The following is a 1,327-nucleotide window of genomic DNA, read 5'->3' on the forward strand; positions in this document are numbered from 1 at the left end:
TGCGATAACGCTGTCTGTTACGCCTTGTGAACTCTGAGTAGGGAAAAAACCACCATTCCCATAACCTGGTGCAGCTACCGCATTTGTAGATTGATTCGGTGAACACGCATCATCTCCTTTTCGGTCAGACTGGGTTCTCGAACTTAAACGGCAGGCATTTTTTACATCAGAAGAACTCAAACTAGAAAAGTCACTACCAAAACCGACAAATGCTGTTTGAATAGAAACTCCGGCAGGGTTCTTTGTTTTATCAAATAATCTTTTTGCAAACTCCCCCATACAAGCCCAACCAGAGTCTGCCGTAGTGTTAGATAAACCTCCAGAACAATTAAAATCAGCTCCAAAAGTACTACCTAAAGCAGTCGACATGACACTTGCCGAACGTGTATTTGTTGTATTGTTCGGTTCGCCATCCGATAAGAAGTAAATACCTTGCCCATCACAACTCTGGCGATTCGCTACTGCAGGTAAAGGTGACTGATACACTGCATTGGAGTTAGTAGCATTTCGGTCTACAACAATATTCGGATTGCTAGCTGTATCGTTTGATTTAGATTTTGGAATACCGCTATCTGCATTTGCTACAGCATAATTAAAAGTGGTGTAGTAATAAGTATAGTAATAAGTCCAGTCAGATGAAGTATCATAAGCAGTAGCATTATCCACACCTGGATTATTTGTTGACCAGCTACTCCAATAACTATTTGAACGACAAGGTTGCCATAGGTTGGCTGTATCAATTTGCGAATCACGGTAATTAGTACAATATGAATATTCAGTTCTATTATCAGATCTTCTTACACGTTTGATATAACTATCTTTACGAATAGCATAATTCGTCTCTGAATATGTGGTTGTCCCCATTAAGTAAGCAGCTGCTTCAGCATAAGCGTGGGCTGAAGGTGTTGAGCCTCCCGCAGTTAAATTAGCAACAGCTTGTTTTAATTTATAACGTTGTGAGCCTACCGTATTTAAAGTACTTGCATCACCTAAAGGAGCAGCAGCCACTAAAATTTGTCCACTTCGGCTGTCACCATTTGCCGAGAAATTTCCTAAACCTACTCGCGTATCATTTAAGACAGGGTTATTGCTAGCCAAAAAAGCATTCATACCATTTTTAAGCATGGCTAAGCGGTTTTCACCATAACTATTGTTGGTCATACTTCCTGATGTATCCAACATCATCACAATTGTTTTTTTACCTGCTGTAGGTGAGGCATAAATTTGTAAATCACTTGCTTGCACCACAGAGCTTGTCATTAGCCATGTGAATATCATTGAGCTTGAATAGACGGCATACCACAAATTATTTGGCTTAAAATTCTTC

1 protein-coding gene is annotated in these 1,327 nt (G+C 39.9%); it reads right to left on the reverse strand.

What is annotated here, in order from left to right:
- A partial coding sequence (locus VXQ92_RS18345; protein WP_416682769.1) for a vWA domain-containing protein occupies positions 1–1,327 on the reverse strand: 1,327 nt, incomplete at both ends.

The organism is Acinetobacter sp. 228 (genome assembly GCF_048147885.1).